Genomic DNA, 16,864 nt, shown 5'->3' with positions numbered 1-16,864 from the left:
CCGCCGCGGTCGTCGACGAACCCCTCCACCGCCGTCCCGGCCGGAGCCTGGGCCACTGTCTGCTCCACTGCGCGAAAGCGTCGAGAGCCTGCCGGACTGGGCGGAGTTCCGGCATTCGCGTACGCCGCCGCGGGGCGATGCCGCTCCTGACAGCCTGCGGGTGCGCTGCGTACGTCGCGAGCACCTGGACGAACCCTCACCGCCGGCTGTATGTGACATGGTGTCACGCCCGCTGTTCGGCGAACCGGACCCGGCGGACAAGGACCTCCCGCGAGTCGGTCCACACACCCACCAAGCGTCCGGTGAACCCGCCCGCCACTTCGGTGGACAGATAGCGTCCGTCCAGGCGGGCGAGGACATCGATCCCGCTTCCATCGCTCATGCCCAGTTCGATGTCGTCCGGCCCGTTCCACGTGGGCTCCGTGGACCGGACGCGGAGGGTGACAGGGGAGTCGGGCAGCGGGCGGGAGCCGAGAACTGACCGTACCTGTCCGATCCGTGCGACGGCCGTGACTTCGCCGTCGGCGACGCGCAGACCGTACCAATGAGCACCGTCGAGCCGTAGCGCGACGGTGCAGGCACCCTCCCCTGGATCGACGAGGAACTCGGCCTCCCAGTGGTCTCCGCCGACCCGTGTGAACAGTTCCGAGGGCTCGCCGGTCTCGCTCAGCGCGTGACCCACGACCACTCCTTCGGGCACGCTGCGGACGATGCGGTCGGGGCGCTCGCCGGGTGAGACCCACCTGGGATCCAGTCCGGGCGCTGAGAAGTCGTCCTCGAAGTCCCCTTGGCGGTGAGGCACACCGGCGCGGACCACGGCCCGGTCGGGTCGCGTGCGTGGTACATCTGATGGCCGCCGCGAGCGTCGTCGATGTTCGTGGTGATCAGCCAGAACCGGCCGTCATGGTGGCGCAGCGTCGGGCGTAGATGCCGCGGCTCGACGGCGAGCAGCCCGCGGGGAACTGCTCGTCCCTCGTGCGTTGCCGATCTGACGCCAGGAGACCAGGTCCCGGGAATGCCAGATCGGAATGCCGGGGCTGTACTCGAACGACGAATTCGCCAGGAAGTAGTCCTCGCCGACCCGGCACACCGATGGATCGGGGTACATCCCGGACAGGATCGGGGCGGTCGCCGCGTCGTCGTACCCACCGCTTCCCGGTCGTATCGAACTCATCGGGTACCGCATTCCCGTGTGCCGACGCGGCAGATACCCCCATAGGCGCGCAGGAAACCGCACATGCCCAGGGTCTGCACGGGCGGTTGGGCGATACGCGACACCTTCGCGTTGAACAAGTGGTTGAAGTCGTCGCGCCTCAGCGCGTCGATCTGTCGTAGTGCCGTGCGCGCTGCAGCCAGCGCACCGTCGTTGACCGTCTTCTCCCAGGTGTCCAGGCGGGGTTGGACGAGCCGCACCGCTGCCGCGCAGAAGTCCTCGTACGCCGAGCGGTTTCCTCGCCGCCACTGCCGCTTCAGCTCGGTGAACCCTTCGACGGCCAGATCCTTGCGTGCCCGTGCCCGTGCCCGTGCCCGTGCCCGTGCGCGGTCGGGACTGGGACTGCCGTCGGCGTCGAGGAGCGAGGCCGCGTCCGCGTCGCCTGCTTCTGGCAGGCCGCTGTTCTGCATGACGACGATCACGCGCAGGCCGCCGTCGTTGACGGCGCGGTGGATCGTGCCGGGGGTGAACCAGACCACGTCACCGGGATGCAGCTCGGTCGTCGTCGACCCTCTGTCACTGAGGGTCTCCAGCCGACCGCAGCCACTGACGACGACGTAACACTCCGAGCAGGCGAGGTGCATGTGGGGCGATCCGCCGTGTTCGTCGTCCGCCGTGGACCACGGGTACACCTCGAGCTGGCTGAGCCCCACGGCTGCGGGAAAGTCGGGCAGGGGGGTCACAGCGCGAACTCCCGCACAAGGGCTCGAGTTCACGGCGACCCACGACGCGGTCTACGAACACGAAGCGGTGACTCAGGGACAGAATCCCACCGGGTTCCAGCTTGATCTCGCTGTGGAAGGCGGGCGACGGGTTGAGGCAGGCGAAGGCGCTGCTGCGGGCGAACCACGTCAGGGGGGGAGGCGGCGCTGGTGGTGCCGGCGTAGGCGAGTACCGTGGCGCCGCCGTCGATCTGGTCGTGCTCGCCGGTGATGGCCGCCCAGGCGCCCTGCGTGCCCATGACAGCGTCTCCTTCGTGACCCCCGTCGGCGATGACGTCCGCGCCGGTCCAGGCCCGGGGCACGCGCCAGAACAGCCCCGTGTAACCGGCGTCGGGGCGGCCGTGTGTGGTGGGACTGCCCATCTCCAAGGGCTCGTGGTGGACGTTGGTCAGGGCGGTGGTGAAATCCAGCGCCCAGACACCGTCGTCGGTGTCGGCGCTGTGGAAGCGCGGAGTGCGGGTCTCGTCGATCCACACCTCCTCGCTCGAGGCGATCCAGTCCAGGCGCGGTGCACTTGCCGGCCGTGGTTCCCGCGCCAGACGTAGCCATGACCGGGCGCGCCCTGTTCGAAGGTGGGCCCGCCCCAGAAGTTGTCGCCGGACAGATGCGACCAGGTCATCTGCAGGCCCTTGTGCCAGCGGTGGTCCCAGGGCCGGTAGACGCCCACGGGCGCACCGGAGGAGGGTCTTCAACGGGTGGAGATACGGCTTGGGGGATTCCCTCGAGAGGACTGTCCGGCCGGTAGACGTACCGCGGCGGAGCTCCGCTACGCCGTGACCGGTCCCGACTCGGACTCCACCTCCGCGCCGGACTCGCTCAATCCCACCTGGACCAAGATCAGTTTCGACCGGACCAAGTGGTACACGGTCGATCTGCACATGGACTTCACCCTCCACAAGGTCCAGTACACGATCACCAGCAAGGAGGCCGCGCCGATCGTGATGGCTTCCGCCACGGGGAGCATCACGGGGACGAACCTGGCGAAGTTCGTCGCCTGCAACTGCTACGGAACGGCGTGCAGTCGATCGACGACTTCCGGCTGACCCGTCCCGAGAACCCCGCCTACGGAAGCCTCGCCGGCAAGTCCGTCTACGCCTTCGCGACAGCATCGTCTACGGACACAAGTACGCGCGCAGCTTCATGAACTTCGTCGCCGAACGGGAAGGAATGACGCTGACGAAGTACGCCAGGAACGGCGCGACCGTGGGTCCGGCGCCCACCGCCACCGGTGGGCAGATCATCACTCAGGTGCAGTCGGCAAGCTCGACCGCCCCCGCTTTCGTCGTCTTCGACGGTGGTACGAACGACGCCGGCGAGATCCACGACAACCACACGTACGTGATCGGCACCCTCAGCGGCTCCCAGGATCCCAGCACGTTCAACACGAGCACCTACGCGGGCGCGCTGGAAAACACCACCGAACCAGCAGTGGAACCTCGCGGGCTGAGGGGCCGATGCGCAATGCATGCGATCCGCACCGTAGCGGGTTGATGACACCGTTACGTTGTCCGCCGACCGGCGGCAGGCCCGGTCAGCACAAGTGTTCCGAGCTCGGCCGAGCACGGTCGACCGGGCTTGGAACCGGCTTCGTGGGCTGCTGCGCCCTCCGATGGCCGGTCAGGCAGGGAACTCAGGGTGACAGAGGACAAGCCAAGGGGCTCGGCCGCCGCCAACTGGTGGAGCCGGGCGCGGACTCGGACGGGATGACAAGAGCCATGGCGCAGACGGTCGCCGTGCACTCGGCAGTAGAGTACCGACGGGCCTGCGGGGCGAGAGGCGGCAGGGGTAACTGTGGAAGCAGACAAGAAGCGGACGCGACCGAAGCTGGACGGGGAGCGGTCGAAGCCTCCTGGCAGGAAGCGGCCCACCATCCTTGACGTCGCCGCGCACGCGGGCGTGTCGCACCAGACCGTCTCCCGGTTCCTGCGGGGCAACGGCGGGATGAAGCCCCAGACGGTGGCCCGCATCGAGGAGGCCGTGGCCGAGCTGGACTACCGGCCCAACCTGGTGGCCCGGTCGATGCGGACCCGCAAGTCGAACCGCATCACCGTGGTCTTGCCGACCATGACGACCTTCGTGCCCTCGCAGATCCTGCGCGGAGCCTCGGCGGAGGCGCAGGCGGCCGGTTACATGCTGGACATCGTCGGCCTGGAAGGCGACGAACGAGCCCGCGGGGACCGTGTCCGTGCCCTGCTCGACTCCGGTCAGGCCGATGGCGTGCTGAGCTTCACCCCCATCGGCGACATCCGGAAACTCGGGTTGGAGCACACGCCCACCGTGGTGATAGGCGAGTACGACGACCAGATGCGCTCCCACGGCATCACGTCCGACGGTGAGCCGGCCGCCAAGATCATCGATTACCTCGCCTCCATCGGTCATCGGCGCTTCGTCCATGTCGCCGGCAGCACGGACTGGATGTCGGCACGCAAGCGACGCGAGGTCTACCTGCGGACGATCGCCGAGCGGGGCCTGGAGAACTACGCCGTCATCGACGGCGACTGGTCCGTGCGGTCCGGATACGACGCGGCCCAGGGCCTGTCGGCGGATTCCGGCGTCACCGCGGTGCTCGCCGCGAACGACGACGTCGCCATGGGTGTCATCCGCGGGTTCCAGGACCGCGGTTGGCGGGTGCCGGAGGACGTAAGCGTCTTCGGCTGGGACAATCACGAGTTCACCGCGTACTTCAACCCGTCCATCTCCACTGTGGACCTCGATCGTGAAGCCATGGGCCGGCAGGCCATGAAAGCGCTGCTCGCCCGCATCCGCCAGGAAGCGGAGCCCGAGGTCCACCTGGACCTCAACTCCCGCCTGGTGCTGCGCGAATCGACCGCACCGGCGAGGACCGGCGACGCCGTCCGGTAAACGGCCGGCCCACCCACGCAACTCTCCCGCAGCCGGCGTTCACCGAACGAAATCGGTGAACTGCCACCAAGAGCCCAAGCGTTACCGTACAGAGCCTTGACCATGATCTGGTCCGTTATTACGCTCGCCACAGTGAACGTTCACTATTGCTGAGGTCACCAGCATCCCTACTCGATGCGGTACTCGCGGTCAACTCAGCGCAGCGACTCGGCACACCGAGGACACCCCACAGCGCACGTTCACGACAACACATGTCAGAGCCGCCGTAGTACGCCCGAGAGTGCGACGAGCCGGGGCGGGCGGTCCTACCCGCAGACCGCAGATGACGTTCGCGGGCCCGAGAACAGCCGAGTTGTGCAGCCCCCTCGCCGCGCGGCGAGACGGACACCGCCCGAAGTCGGCTTCCTGACACGAACACTTCCCCAGCCCGGGCGCACCGCCGGGTACGCAAGCGAGGAGCCCTCACCATGAGCCCTTCTTCTCCCTTCTCCAGACGGACGCTCCGCGCAATCGGGCTGACCTGTTCGGTCTTCGCCCCGACCCTGTCCGCGGGCTGCGCCGGAGACTCCTCCGGGAACAGCAACGGCAAGACCGTCATCCGGTTCAACTGGTGGGGATCGGACTCGCGGCACGAGATGACCAAGCAGATGATCGCGGTGTACGAGAAGGAGCACCCGAACATCGACGTCCAGCCCGAGTACTCCAACTGGGACGACTACTGGAAGAAGCTGTCGACCGGGCGGCCGCCGGTGACATGCCCGACGTCCTCCAGATCACCGACCCGCATCCTGCTGCCGATCTCGTTGCCGGCCCTGGCCACCACCGCGATCTTCACGTTCATCTGGACGTGGAACGACTTCCTGAGCCAGTTGATCTACCTGACGAAACCCGAATTGCAGACGGCGCCCGTAGCCCTGCGCAACTACGTGGACGCCACCAGCGGAGCCTCATGGGGATCGCTGTTCGCGATGTCCGTCGTCACGCTGATCCCGGTCTTCGTCGTCTTCCTCATCGGCCAGCGCTACCTCGTCAAGGGGATCGCCACCACAGGCTGAAGTAGCCGCCCACGTGAATGGAGCGGCATCCCCGCACCACCACACCAGCTCCCACCTCGAACGTGCCCAAGCCTCGGCGCGGAAGGCAACATCCCCAGGAGGACCGACCCTTGCCCGACAACCCGCGTCTGTCCCACAGACACATCAGACGGATAGCGGCCCTCGCCGCCGCGTTCCTCACGCTCGCCCTGCTCTGCGGGCGCTTCCCGTCCACCGCGTACGCCGTCACCAACACCGCGATCACGGTGGACGGCACCAGCAGCGGCCGGACCTTCGACGGCATCGGCGCGATCAGCGGCGGCGGCGGCAACAGCCGCCTGTTGGTCGACTACCCCGCCACCCAGCGCAACGAGATCCTGGACTACCTGTTCAAGCCCGGCTACGGGGCGTCCCTGCAGATCCTCAAGGTGGAGATGGGCGGCGACGTCAACTCCACCGACGGCGCCGAGGCCAGCTTCCAGCACGCCCGCGGACAGATCGACTGCAACGCCGGCTACGAGTGGTGGCTGATGCAGCAGGCCAAGGCCCGCAACCCCAGCATCAAGCTCTCCGCCATGCCCTGGGGCGCCCCCGGCTGGGTCGGCAACGGCACCTTCTACAGCCAGGACATGATCGACTACTACATAGCGTGGCTGGGCTGCGCCAAGCAGCACGGGCTGAGCATCGACTACGTCGGCGGCTGGAACGAGAAAGTCTACGACGCCACCTGGTACAAGAACCTGAAGGCGGCGCTGATCTCCAACGGCTACACCTCCACCAAGCTGGTCGGCGGCGACAACTGGGGCCCCAACGCCTGGACGATCGCCACCGGCATGAAGAACGACAGCGCCCTCTACGACGCCGTGGACATCGCGGGCGCCCACTACCCGTGCAACAACATCTCCCCGATGACCAGTTGCAGCTCCACCACCGACGCCCAGACCCTCGGCAAGCCGATCTGGGCCAGTGAGAACGGTTCTCAGGGCGCCGAGGTCGGCGCGGCCCCGGTCGCCCGCGCGCTCAACCGCGGCTACATCGACGCCAAGATGACCGCCTACATCAACTGGCCGATCGTCGGGTCGATCTACAACAACCAGTCCTTCAACTCCACCGGTATGATCAGCGCCAACCAGCCGTGGTCGGGCAACTACAACGTGGGCCGCACCACCTGGGTCGTCGGCCAGACCACCCAGTTCACCTCCCCAGGCTGGAAGTACCTCGACACGGCCAGCGGCTACCTCGGGGGCGCCCGCGCCAACGGCTCCTACGTCAGCTACGCCGCGCCCGACAAGAGCGCCTGGAGCACGGTCCTGGAGACGGTGGACGCCACCGCCTCGCAGACGGTCACGCTGAACGTGGCCGGCGGCCTGCCCGGCGGCACCCTGCACGTGTGGTCCACCGACCTCTCGCAGCCCGGCCTGGGCAACCCGCGCATGGTGAAGAACGCCGACCTGACGGCCACCGGCGGCACCTACACCCTCACCCTCGACCCCGGCCACGTCTACACGGTGACCACCTCCACGGGTGGGGGCGCCGGCAGCACCACGCCGCCGCAGCGCTCGCAGCTGGCTCTGCCCTACTCCGACTCCTTCGCCGGTTACAGCACCGGCCAGGAGGCGAAGTACCTCGCCACCATGAACGGCGCCTTCCAGGCCGCACCCTGCACCGGCGGCCGCAGCGGCCAGTGCCTGCGCCAGACGGCTCCCATGGCGCCGATCGCCTGGGTCCCCCAGACCGGCGGCCCCCAGCCCTACACCATGATGGGTGACACGGGCTGGAGCAACTACACCGTCAGCTCCGACGTGCTGCTGGAGAAGAGCGGCAGCGCGGAGATCCTCGGCCGCATCGGCACCCAGGCGACCAACAACGTGGGGCTCAAGGCCTATCACCTGCGGCTGTCCGACACCGGTGCCTGGTCGGTGCTGAAGTCCGGAATCGGCAGCAACACCTGGACGTGGACCACCCTGGCGAGCGGCACGGTGACCGCGCCCGGCACGAACACCTGGCACAACATGGCTCTGTCCTTCCAGGGCAGCACCATCACCGCCAAGATCGACGGCACCACCGTCGGCACGGTCACCGACAGCAGCTACGGCGGCGGCCTGGCCGGCCTCGGCACCGCCGGCTTCTACCCCGTCCAGTACTCCAACCTGTCCATCACCGCGGGCACCGTGCCCGACCTCTCCGGCACCTACAAGATCGTCGGCGTCCAGAGCGGCAAGGTGCTGGACGCGATCGGCGCCGCCACCGCCAACGGCACGAAGATCGACCAGTGGACCTACGGCGGAGGCACCCACCAGCAGTGGAAGCTGACCCGCAACAGCGCCGGCTACTACAGCATCGTCGGCGTCGGCAGCGGCAAGGCCCTCGACATCGACCACGCCACCGCCTGGCCCGGCACCCAGCTACAGCTGTGGACCCCCGCCGGCAGCGTGAACCAACAGTGGCAGATCGCCCCGACCGACAACGGCAACTATGTCATCGAGTCCCGCCTGGACGGCTACCGGATCGACGTCCTCGGCAACTCGACCGCCGACGGAGGAATCATCGACCAGTGGCCCGCCGGAGGCACCACGAACCAGCAGTGGAACTTGGTGAAGCTCCCCTGACCACCTGAGAGTTCGACCACGACCCCGGGAGGGGGCGGACCGGCCGACACCGGTCCGCCCCCTCCCGGAGTGTGCCGTGCGAGGTGTCTCCCCCGCACAGGTGGCTGCGGCCGATTGTGATCCGGGTCAGCCGGTCGGAGCCGGATGCTGTCTGAGGCCGCGTGGGAGGCCCGCCCGGCTTCGACGCCGAGGCACAAAAGCCGGGCGAGCGGCCTGGCCAGGCGAACGGACGAGCTCGCCATCGCCTCAGTCGTAGAAGAAGAGCTCAAGGTCCTCGATGGACCCTGGCCCTGTGAGGAAGCCCTCCGCCTTCGCGATGTCGTCCTCTGGTGGCAGCTCGCCCTTCAGGAGCTGCTTCATCCAGATTTCTCCTTGCTCACCGACCGCGTAGATGCCGGACAGCAACTCGGCCATGCCCGCGGGGTGCGGCGGGTGGCGCCCGGCGACTGATTGGAGCACCCACCCGCCTGATCGGGCAGCGAGCCGCAGCACTCCGGCCCAGTTCGAGATTCTCCCTATGCGTACGTGCCACGAGTCCTCGGTGAAGGGAGCCATCCGTCCACCATGGAGAGGGTTGGTGGCGGCCTTGATGTCCTTCATCGCCTGCCGTTCCACGGCATCACGAACCCAGCGCCCTGCCTGCGCCTCTTCGATGGCGGCGTCCCACCACTTCCATCCGCCGTCGAGCCGGCCCGCGAAGGTATCCATGCCGCCAGATTCGCACGACGCCGCAAGCCCCTGATCGTCCGGATGCAGACTGAGCGTCGGTCACGAGCTGTGAGGTGACGCCGCGCGAGGGCGGGGAGCGGTTGTCAGGGGCCGTAGCGGTGACGAGGCATCAGGCGTGACCGGCGCCGCCCTCGGCGACGACGAAGGCGAACCCTGCCACGTCACCGTCTTCGCCTCTCCAGATGACGAGCTGAAGGCGTCCCTGGGGAGCGCGAAGCCTGACCAAGGCTGCCCGGGAAGCCAACCGGCAGCTGACCAGGGCCTCGAACGAGCGCGGGTGACCGGGTCGTCAGCCAGGCGTCACTTCCGAGATCAGCCTCCGGACGCGGGACTCGATCGCGTCGCGGATGGGGCGTACGGCCTCAACACCCTGGCCTGCCGGGTCGTCGAGCTGCCAGTCGAGGTACCGCTTGCCGGGGAAGACGGGGCAGGTGTCGCCGCACCCCATGGTGATGACCACGTCGGATGCCTCGACGGCCTCCACCGTGAGCATCTTCGGGGTCTCGGTGGAGATGTCGATGCCGACCTCGCTCATCGCTTCGACCACGGCCGGGTTGACGGTGCCCGCGGGAGCCGAGCCGGCGGAGCGGACCTCGACGCGGTCGCCCGCGAGGTGGGTGAGGAAGGCGGCGGCCATCTGGGAGCGACCGGCGTTGTGGACGCAGACGAACAGCACCGACGGGCGCGGCGTGACGGAAGAGCTCATGAGCAGGGCTTTCTCGGAGAACGGATCGGTCAGGAGACGGCGGGTTCCGGCTCGCCGTGCGGGACGACGACCTCATCCCGGACGGGGGCAGGGCGGCCGTAGACCACAGCGACGGCCCCCGACCCGAGCACGCCTCCAAGCAACTGGGCCGCGATGAACGGGGCGACGGAGGCCGGGGCGACACCCGTGAAGGTGTCGGTGAACGTCCGGCCGATGGTCACCGCCGGGTTCGCGAAGGACGTGGAGGAGGTGAACCAGTACGCGGCCCCGATGTAGGCGGCCACCGCCGCGGGCGCGAGCGCGGCGCGGCCGATACGACTGAGGCCGAAGATCAGCAGGATCAGCCCCGCCGTGGCGACGACCTCGCCCAGCAGCAGGTGACCGGCGGACCGGTCGTGGGCGGAGAACTTGACCAGCGGCTCGGCGAACATCGCATCGGCCAGGACCGCCCCGCCGATCGCGCCCGTGATCTGGGCGGGCAGGTACGCCGCGACGTCCCGCAGGGCGAGGCCATCCGGATCACGGCGACCGGTGAACCAGGCGGCGAGTGTGACGACCGGGTTGAAGTGCGCACCGGAGACCGGCCCGAGCAGAAGGATGAGCACGCCAAGACCGAAGACCGTGGCGAGGGAGTTGGCGAGCAGCTGCACACCGGCGTCGTGCGTCAGCTCGGTGGCCTGGATACCGGAGCCCACCACCACCGCCACCAGCAGTGCGGTGCCGATCGCCTCGGCGGCCACGCGGCGCCCGAGGGAGGCGTTCACGCGCCGACTCCGGCGGGCTGCGTGGTGGTCAGGAACGCGGCGAGCTTGTCAAGGACGCCGGGCAGCACCCAGTAGTAGACCCAGGTGCCACGGCGCTCGCAGTCGATGAGTCCGGCCTGGCGCAGGAGCTTGAGGTGGTGGGAGATGGTCGGCTGGGACAGGTCGAAGGCCGGGGTCAGCTCGCACACGCACACCTCCCCGCCCGCGCCGCGGGAGGCGATCATCGACATCAGGCGCAGCCGGACCGGGTCGCCCAGCGCCTTGAAGACCTTCGCCAGGTCGGCGGCCTGATCCTCGTCCAGCGGGGCGGCGGACAGGCCCGGGCAGCAGGCGGCGTCCTGGCCGATTACCTCAAGCTGTTGTTTCGACATACCTCTATGTTGACGTTTTTCGATTCAAGGCGCAACGTTGGATCAATGAACATCAATACAGGCCGTTCCGGGCCCATACTGCGGCCCGCCAGCTGGGAGTGAGTATGAACGAGCAGACCACCACCGACCTGCGCGAAACCGTCCGCCTGCGGTACGCGGCGGCGGCAGCGAGGGTCGCCGAGGGCGACGCCGCCTGTTGCGGGCCCGAGCCGGTCGAGGTCGACGAGAACTTCGGCTCCAGCCTGTACGCCGCCGACGATCGCGACGCGCTGCCGGCTGGGGCCGTCGCCGCCTCCCTCGGCTGCGGCAACCCCACCGCCGTTGCCGAACTGCGCGCGGGCGAGCATGTTCTGGACCTCGGCTCCGGGGGAGGAATCGACGTCCTGTTGTCTGCCCGCCGCGTCGGCCCCACCGGCAAGGCGTACGGGGTGGACATGACCGACGAGATGCTCCAACTCGCCCTGTCCAACGCCGAGAAAGCGGGTGCGACGAACGTCGAGTTCCTCAAGGGCACCATCGAGACGATCCCCCTGCCGGCGAACACCGTTGACGTCGTGATCTCCAACTGCGTGATCAACCTGTCCACGGACAAGCCCGCCGTGTTTGCCGAGACGTTCCGGGTGCTGAAGCCCGGCGGCCGTATCGGCGTCTTCGACGTCGTCGCCGACGACACTCTCACGTCCGCCGAGCGAGGCGACCGGGGCGACCATGTCGGCTGCATCGCGGGCGCGCTGTCCTTCGCTGAATACCGGGAGGGCCTTCAGGCCGCGGGGTTCGCCGGCGTCGAGATCACCCCGACGCACGCCGTCGCCGACGGTATGCACTCCGCCATCATCCGCGCCGTCAAGCCGGTGGCCGTTGACGCCCCTTCCGGGATGACGGAGTCGGTCGATGCCTGCTGCGGTGTGAACGCGTGCTGCACACCGGCCGAGACGTCCGCCGATCCCGCCTTGACCGTCACCGAGGCCAAGAGCGCCTCCGGGTGCGGTTGCCAGAACTGACACGATGGCGGCTGCCGGACGGCCCACATCGGAGTCCGGCAGTCGGCCGGTTGGGGGCTGTCGGGGCATGCTTCGGGTGACGCGGCACGGTCGGCGCGGGAGGTCGCCCTCTTCGCAGGCTTGGACCTCGTCGAGTGTCCAGCTGTCAGTGAGAGCGTCGCCGGTGCTCCAGCCGGCTGGGCCGCCTCCGGGCCGCATTCCTTGTCGACCGCGGGAGCGGTGACCGACGTTGAGCGCTCCCTCTGCGTCGGAACGGGCCGGCGCCCCGGAGAGGTGTCTCCAGGGCGCCAGGCCGCGGTGGCCGCTTCATTACACCGCGGCTATTCCCTCCATGCCGGACTCGGCGAAGGGAGGCAGTCCGGTGGCTGTGGTGACCTTGGTGAGGGAGCCGTTCCTGCCGATGCGGAAGCCGTCGACGGTGCCGGAGCTTCCGTTCTGTACGTACAGGAACTTCTCGTCCTGTGTCACCGCCAGGTCGATGACGCCCTGGGACATGGCGGACGGCGGGGTGGCGATGCCGACCTCGTTGGTCAGCGCGAGCCTGCCGTGCCCGTCGGTGCGGTAACCGGTGACCGTTGAGTTGCCGGTGTTGCCGCCGTAGAAGAAGTCGCCGGCGCGCTCCAGCCAGCACAACGTGTTCTGGCCGTTGGCCAGGGGCTTCTGGACGACCTTGAGGCGGCCGTCGGCGAGCACCTTGTACGTACTGACCGTCGATTTCTCGGCCTCGGCCACCAGCATCCGGCCCGCCTTGTCGAAGGTGATCGCGAACGGCACGCCGCCGGTGGAGTCGTTGACCTTCGCCCGGTGTGCGGGACGTCCGTCGCGCCGCACCGGGAACACTTCGATGGTGTTGGCCGACTTCGTCGTGACGACCAGCTCTCGGCCGCCCGGAGTGAACGCCACCTGGCCGGGCGAGCTGCTGAACAACGGCACTCTGTCGTTCTTCAGCCCCAGGGAGCGGTGTGAACCGCCCAGCGGCTCGAGTCCATTGGCCGTGATCTTGAAGCCTTGGATGCTGCCCGCGCCACCCGCGTTCATGACGTAGGCGAGGTTGCCGGACACCGCGATGGACGAGGGGAAGTCCCCGCCCGAGCGCACCACCCGCCGGTCCCTAAGTTTCTGTCCCTCGACCCGGAAGGAGGTCACGGTGCCGCTGCCCGCGTTGACAGCCAGCAGCAGGTGCGAGCCGCGGTCGTAGACGAGTGAGCCCTGGGAGGCGAGGGAGTCGGTGGGTGCGTCGACCTGGTCGCCGCCCTTGCCGCCGGTCGCGTAGGTACCTGAGTCGGTCAGCTTGCCGTTCTCGTCGCGCTTGAAGACGTGGATGGTGTTTCCGGCGAGTTCGTTGCCCTGTACGAAGACGGCGTGGTCGGCTCCCTCCTTGGCGCTCTTCGTCGTCGCGCCTTCGTATGAGCGGGGAACTTCCCCCGCCGAGGCGATTGCCACCGTGGTCGCGACCGCCGCCGACACGAGGATGCCGGCCCCGGCGATGGTCATCCGGACCCGCGACTTCGACCTGCGCCTGGTATGCCTGCTCACGCCTGACTCCTCGTAGTACCTCGCCGCCACCGACGGTTGGTGACGTGCAGAGCCAGAGTTGCCTGTGGGAAGGGTGTGGTGAAGGTGTTTTGGTCCCGCGTCAGCGTCTCGTAAGAACTCGCGTCCGCTCCGGGGGATTCGGGGGCGGTCCGGCCTGCGGCTCGCATGGCACCAGCGGCACTCGCATGGCACCAGCGGCAGCGGGGAGCCCCACACGGTGGGCGAGATGGCGCGGCGTCTGCGTCCACATGCGGCGGGCCCGAGCCCGTGGTGGCGGAGGAGCAACCGTGGCCGAGTCAGAAGGCTGGTGCGGATCGCTCCGTAGGTCGGCTCTGGCGCCGTGCCCCGAGCACAGTGTCCCGTAGCCGGTCCTGAGCCATGGTCAGGCACGCGTACACCGCTCCTCTTGCCGTCGACAGACCGAACACCTGCGTCACCGTCTCGATCCTTGGGACCGCCGGAAGGCTCTGGTCCAGTCGTCTGCGCACTTCGGGGAGCACTTCTTCGACGAGCGGACGCAACCGGCCCACGAAATAGACCGATTCAGGGTCCAGCATCACGGCGACGACACTGACAGCAGTCACGATTGCCGTGGTGAACGCCTGCAGCACCTCGGCGCGCGGCGCCTCGTCGTGCGGTTCCAGCCAGAGATCTTCGACGCGTTCCAGGTAGAGTCCGCGCCCATGAGCAAAGCGGAGAAGACCGTTCGTGCTCAGCAGCTCATCGAGGATCTCATCGTCGACCCCGGAGGAGAGCACACCAATGTCCCCGAAGGCAGGGGTACGCCCGCGGGCGAGCTCGTGATCTGTGCAGCTGGCGAAGTTCAAGATGGTGCTGAGGCTGAAGAGCGCGGCGTTCCTGATGGTTGCGTCGTTGGTGAGGATCCCGAGCAAGGACGCATTGGCGTCGCTGTCGAGGAGCACGGGAGCATTGATCAGGTCTTCAATGGCTCGCTGGAGACCTGAGCCGGCGAAGATCTTCATCGACTCCGCGGGGCCGAAGATCTCCGTGCCGTTCCGGACCCGGCCGGGCACCGCGGCGACGACCTGGCGCAGTGGTCCCTGCGCGGATTCGCCGGCCTTCGCAAGCAAGCCGACCAGCCATGCGGCGGCGGTCCTGACCTCGTCGTGGTCCTCGGTGGGAACCGTCACGTGGTGGACCTCGCGGCCCCTCAGATCGGTCACGAGGGCGCAGGTGGTCTGCGCGCCGAAGCTGATACCGACGACGTGTCCCGTCGTGCCGGGCACGTCCAGGTAGGTGGACCGGCGGCCGCGGCCGACCACCTCATCGACTCCGCCGTCGATGACGAAGCCATCCGCCCGAAGCTCCTCTACGGCTCGGGATACCGTGGCCTTGCTCAAGCCCGTGAGGTTGATGAGCTCGTTCCGCGTCAAGGGCGCCCGGGCCAGGACCACATCAAGGACCGAGGCCTTGTTGTAGTCGCGTGATGTGGGGTTGCTGGTCACCTCACGACCATAGCGAGCCCGATACGCCGAGCGAGCCGGGCCCGGTGTGGACGCCACGATCGACGGCTTCGGTGAAGTGACGACAGTCTGTTCCGCCGACGTCGTTCTCAACCGGGCGCGGTCGAAGGTGTCCTTGGCCGTGTGTCTCACCTTGCTGGACGCTTCTCGGCTCATCTTGCATGCACTCCTGTGCGGGTCTCAAGGCCTCCAGGACCGATTCGCCGGCCGGCGGCTCAGGCTGAGCCGGGGCCCACGACCCCTGACCACCAGGAGCGAACGTCGAGCGCACGGCGCGATTCTTCGCAGCCAGCCGCAGCCAGCCGCAGCCAGCCGCAGCCAGCCGCGGCAATGATCCGGTCGAGGTGCGGGAGGGATGTCGACCACGGTTTATGTTTCAGACTGGAACTGGAACTAAAGATGGTAAGGTTTCAGCCACAGCAGTGAGCAACCCCGACCGAACAGCACTGAAGGTGACCCTGCAGATGACTTCAACCCTCAGTCGAGCACTGGCCCACTACCCCAACAGGTTCGACCCGGGGGTACTGAACGAGCTCCCCGAACACCTTCAGGAGGCCATCCGGCGCCGGAACAAGGTGCTGGGTCCTGGCTATACGCTCATCTACAAGGAGCCGGTCGAGTTCGTCTCCGGTCACGGAGCCCACCTGATCGACCGCGACGGCAACGACTACCTCGATGCCTACAACAACGTTCCGTGCGTCGGGCACGCCCACCCGCACGTGGCCGAGGCCGTCCACCGTCAGATGACGGAAGTCAACACCAACACGCGCTACGTTCAGGAATCGCTGGTCAACTACGCGGAGCGGCTTCTCGCGACCTTCCCCGAGGAGCTGTCGAAGCTGAGTCTGGCGTGCAGCGGTTCGGAGGCCAACGACCTCGCGGTGCGTGTGGCGAGGTTCCACACCGGCGGTGAGGGAATCATCGTGACCCGCTGGGCCTACCACGGCCTCACTCGTGAGGTGGCGAGCTTCTCGCCGACTCTGGGCACAGGATCACCGCTGGGACCGAACGTCCGGCTCATCGATCCTCCTGACCCGCGCCTCGTCCCGCCCGGATCCACGCTCACCGAGCACATGCGCAACCAGGTGCGCGGCGCGATCGACGACCTCGAGCGCCACGGCTACCGGCTCGCGGCGCTGATCACCGACTGCGCCTACTCAAGCGACGGAATCTTCACGGACCCGGTCGGCTACATGAAGGCCGTCGTGGAGGAGGTGCACGCGGCCGGCGGTGTCTACATCGCGGACGAGGTGCAGTCGGGATTCGCCCGGCTCGGGAATTCGATGTGGGGCTTCACCCGCCACAGTGTGCTGCCGGACATCGTCACCATGGGGAAGCCGATGGGTAACGGACTGCCGATCTCCGGTGTGGTTTTCCGGCCCGATATCTGCGAAGAGTTCGGTAAGAACGTTCGCTACTTCAACACCTTTGGTGGCAGCTCGATCCCTGTGGCCGCCGGCGCCGCGGTCCTGGATGTCTTCGAGAACGAGAACGTGCAGCAGCGTGCTCTCGAGAACGGTAACGCTCTGCGCGCAGGACTCCAGGAGATCACAAAGGATTCCCCTTACGTCGCTGAGGTGCGCGGAAGCGGTCTCTATGTTGGTGTGGAGCTCGTCAAGGACCGGGAGACGCTCGAGCCCGACCGCTCGCGCACCGAAGACGTCATCAACGACATGCGCGACCGTCGGATCCTCATCAGCGGCACGGGCAAAGCGGCGAACGTTCTGAAGATCCGTCCTCCGCTGGCCTTCACCTCCGCCGATGTGACCCGATTCCTGGAGACCTTCGCCGAGGTCGCGAAGGACCGTCTGCAGCAGGCTGGCTGAAGGAACT

General features: G+C 67.9%; 16 protein-coding genes and 2 pseudogenes. 7 read left to right on the top strand and 11 right to left on the bottom strand.

Annotated elements, in window-relative coordinates:
- Positions 1–223: 223 nt before the first annotated feature.
- The 5 genes and pseudogenes from IG99_RS50585 to IG99_RS49710 all read right to left on the bottom strand — a co-directional run.
- Positions 224–802, bottom strand: coding sequence for a beta-xylosidase family glycoside hydrolase (locus IG99_RS50585; protein WP_234312011.1), 579 nt, complete (start codon positions 800–802; stop codon positions 224–226).
- Positions 796–1,174 (bottom strand): annotated as a pseudogene (locus tag IG99_RS52390) (family 43 glycosylhydrolase); the annotation flags it as partial. The gene IG99_RS50585 and the pseudogene IG99_RS52390, both read right to left, overlap by 7 nt.
- Positions 1,171–1,845 carry a cupin domain-containing protein gene (locus tag IG99_RS29770; RefSeq protein ID WP_394298055.1) on the bottom strand — a complete coding sequence of 225 codons (675 nt, stop codon included), beginning with the start codon at positions 1,843–1,845 and terminating at the stop codon, positions 1,171–1,173. The pseudogene IG99_RS52390 and the gene IG99_RS29770, both read right to left, overlap by 4 nt.
- A complete protein-coding gene (locus IG99_RS52065) occupies positions 1,730–2,068 on the bottom strand; it encodes a DUF6807 family protein (RefSeq protein WP_394298054.1) in 339 nt (112 codons plus the stop codon). The genes IG99_RS29770 and IG99_RS52065 overlap by 116 nt, the downstream gene beginning before the upstream one ends.
- Positions 2,069–2,141: 73 nt before the next feature.
- Positions 2,142–2,602 (bottom strand): annotated as a pseudogene (locus IG99_RS49710) (DUF6807 family protein); the annotation flags it as partial.
- Between the two features lie 106 nt (positions 2,603–2,708).
- Between IG99_RS49710 and IG99_RS49700 the strand changes: the two are divergent.
- The 5 genes from IG99_RS49700 (at position 2,709) to IG99_RS29745 (ending at position 8,440) form a co-directional block, all read left to right on the top strand.
- A complete protein-coding gene (locus IG99_RS49700; RefSeq protein ID WP_051866048.1) occupies positions 2,709–2,978 on the top strand; it encodes a hypothetical protein in 270 nt (89 codons plus the stop codon).
- Positions 2,979–3,075: 97 nt separating this feature from the next.
- A complete protein-coding gene (locus IG99_RS29760) occupies positions 3,076–3,426 on the top strand; it encodes a hypothetical protein (protein WP_037679208.1) in 351 nt (116 codons plus the stop codon).
- Between the two features lie 300 nt (positions 3,427–3,726).
- Positions 3,727–4,797, top strand: a complete 1,071-nt coding sequence (locus IG99_RS29755; RefSeq protein ID WP_199815629.1) for a LacI family DNA-binding transcriptional regulator — start codon at positions 3,727–3,729, stop codon at positions 4,795–4,797.
- A 467-nt stretch (positions 4,798–5,264) separates the two neighbouring features.
- Positions 5,265–5,852, top strand: a complete 588-nt coding sequence (locus IG99_RS29750) for an ABC transporter permease subunit (protein ID WP_037679207.1) — start codon at positions 5,265–5,267, stop codon at positions 5,850–5,852.
- 110 nt (positions 5,853–5,962) lie between these two features.
- Positions 5,963–8,440, top strand: a complete 2,478-nt coding sequence (locus IG99_RS29745) for an RICIN domain-containing protein (protein ID WP_234312010.1) — start codon at positions 5,963–5,965, stop codon at positions 8,438–8,440.
- 246 nt (positions 8,441–8,686) lie between these two features.
- Here IG99_RS29745 and IG99_RS29740 read toward each other — a convergent pair whose 3' ends face one another.
- From IG99_RS29740 to IG99_RS29725, 4 genes are all read right to left on the bottom strand, one after another.
- Positions 8,687–9,148: a hypothetical protein gene (locus tag IG99_RS29740; protein ID WP_037679204.1), complete on the bottom strand. Its 462-nt coding sequence runs from the start codon at positions 9,146–9,148 to the stop codon at positions 8,687–8,689.
- A gap of 310 nt (positions 9,149–9,458) precedes the next feature.
- Positions 9,459–9,875, bottom strand: coding sequence for an arsenate reductase ArsC (locus IG99_RS29735; protein ID WP_037679201.1), 417 nt, complete (start codon positions 9,873–9,875; stop codon positions 9,459–9,461).
- A 29-nt stretch (positions 9,876–9,904) separates the two neighbouring features.
- Entirely contained in the window at positions 9,905–10,639 is a 735-nt protein-coding gene (locus IG99_RS29730; RefSeq protein WP_037679199.1) for an aquaporin, read from the bottom strand.
- Positions 10,636–11,010 (bottom strand): ArsR/SmtB family transcription factor, encoded by a 375-nt coding sequence (locus IG99_RS29725; RefSeq protein ID WP_037679196.1) that lies wholly within the window; start codon positions 11,008–11,010, stop codon positions 10,636–10,638. The genes IG99_RS29730 and IG99_RS29725 overlap by 4 nt, the downstream gene beginning before the upstream one ends.
- Positions 11,011–11,114: 104 nt before the next feature.
- Between IG99_RS29725 and arsM the strand changes: the two genes are divergently transcribed.
- Positions 11,115–12,011 carry an arsenite methyltransferase gene (gene arsM, locus IG99_RS29720; protein ID WP_037679194.1) on the top strand — a complete coding sequence of 299 codons (897 nt, stop codon included), beginning with the start codon at positions 11,115–11,117 and terminating at the stop codon, positions 12,009–12,011.
- 309 nt (positions 12,012–12,320) lie between these two features.
- Here the strand turns inward: arsM and IG99_RS29715 are convergent, their stop codons facing one another.
- Positions 12,321–13,547 carry a lactonase family protein gene (locus tag IG99_RS29715; RefSeq protein ID WP_234312009.1) on the bottom strand — a complete coding sequence of 409 codons (1,227 nt, stop codon included), beginning with the start codon at positions 13,545–13,547 and terminating at the stop codon, positions 12,321–12,323.
- 296 nt (positions 13,548–13,843) lie between these two features.
- Entirely contained in the window at positions 13,844–15,013 is a 1,170-nt protein-coding gene (locus IG99_RS29710) for an ROK family transcriptional regulator (protein WP_037679189.1), read from the bottom strand.
- A gap of 440 nt (positions 15,014–15,453) precedes the next feature.
- Between IG99_RS29710 and IG99_RS29705 the strand changes: the two genes are divergently transcribed.
- The gene (locus IG99_RS29705) at positions 15,454–16,857 is read left to right on the top strand and encodes an aspartate aminotransferase family protein (protein WP_234312008.1); all 1,404 of its coding nucleotides are present in this window, start codon (positions 15,454–15,456) and stop codon (positions 16,855–16,857) included.
- The last annotated feature ends 7 nt before the right edge of the window (positions 16,858–16,864 follow it).

Source organism: Streptomyces griseus subsp. griseus, from assembly GCF_000720255.1.
Classification (GTDB): domain Bacteria; phylum Actinomycetota; class Actinomycetes; order Streptomycetales; family Streptomycetaceae; genus Streptomyces; species Streptomyces griseus_I.
The sequence above is the reverse complement of the archived record's forward strand: the minus strand, read 5'-3'. Positions and strand labels throughout refer to the sequence as shown.

Bases quoted from the DNA above. Each gene is read 5' to 3' on its own strand.
- IG99_RS29740 (WP_037679204.1), bottom strand. From the start codon at position 9,148: ATGGATACCTTCGCGGGCCGGCTCGACGGCGGATGGAAGTGGTGGGAC.
- arsM (WP_037679194.1), top strand. From the start codon at position 11,115: ATGAACGAGCAGACCACCACCGACCTGCGCGAAACCGTCCGCCTGCGG.
- IG99_RS29760 (WP_037679208.1), top strand. From the start codon at position 3,076: ATGAACTTCGTCGCCGAACGGGAAGGAATGACGCTGACGAAGTACGCC.
- IG99_RS29735 (WP_037679201.1), bottom strand. From the start codon at position 9,875: ATGAGCTCTTCCGTCACGCCGCGCCCGTCGGTGCTGTTCGTCTGCGTC.
- IG99_RS29725 (WP_037679196.1), bottom strand. From the start codon at position 11,010: ATGTCGAAACAACAGCTTGAGGTAATCGGCCAGGACGCCGCCTGCTGC.
- IG99_RS29750 (WP_037679207.1), top strand. From the start codon at position 5,265: ATGAGCCCTTCTTCTCCCTTCTCCAGACGGACGCTCCGCGCAATCGGG.